We start from the raw sequence: 654 nt of genomic DNA, 5'->3' as shown, positions 1-654 counted from the left end.
TGATTTGACGGACGAGGAGTGGGAGCAGTTCGCGCCGCTGATGCCCAAGCCTGGGCGTCGCGGCCGTCCGCGCGAGGTTGATTTCCGGGAGGTGGTCAACGCCGTGCGCTACCTGGTCCGCTCCGGTTGCGGTTGGCGAATGCTGCCGATCCATTTCGGGCCCTGGCAGACGGTCTACGGCTGGTTTCGCGAGTTGGCGCGGCGTTTTCTGTTCCAGACCATCCACGACGTGGCGCTGATGCTGGATCGCGAGCGAGCCGGGCGCGAGGCCAGTCCCACGGCTGGCGTGATCGACAGCCAGTCGGTCAAAGCTCCGCAAGCTGAAACAAGGGGTTACGACGCCGGCAAGAAGATTGTCGGCCGCAAGCGACACATTGCCGTCGATACGGATGGGCGGCTCTTGATGATCAACCTCACCACCGCCGATATCTCCGACAGTGCCGGTGCTCAGGCGATCCTGGACGGCATCCGCAAGCGTTGGCCCTGGGTGAAGCATCTGTTCGCCGACGGCGCCTATGACAGGCTGAAGCTCATGGACAAAGCCGCCTATCTCGACTTCGTGGTCGAGATCATCCGTCGATCCGACGACCAGAAGGGCTTCCAGATCCTGCCCCGCCGCTGGGTCGTCGAGCGGACCTTCGGCTGGATGACAAG

At 63.6% G+C, this 654-nt stretch carries 1 protein-coding gene; it reads left to right on the top strand.

Features of this window, described 5'->3' with window-relative positions:
* Positions 1–654, top strand: a 654-nt coding sequence (locus EN859_RS35140; RefSeq protein WP_135913593.1) for an IS5 family transposase, incomplete at both ends; no start/stop codon positions are given.

It is taken from the genome of Mesorhizobium sp. M00.F.Ca.ET.216.01.1.1, from assembly GCF_004010325.2.
GTDB lineage: Bacteria > Pseudomonadota > Alphaproteobacteria > Rhizobiales > Rhizobiaceae > Mesorhizobium.
The sequence above is the reverse complement of the archived record's forward strand: the minus strand, read 5'-3'. Positions and strand labels throughout refer to the sequence as shown.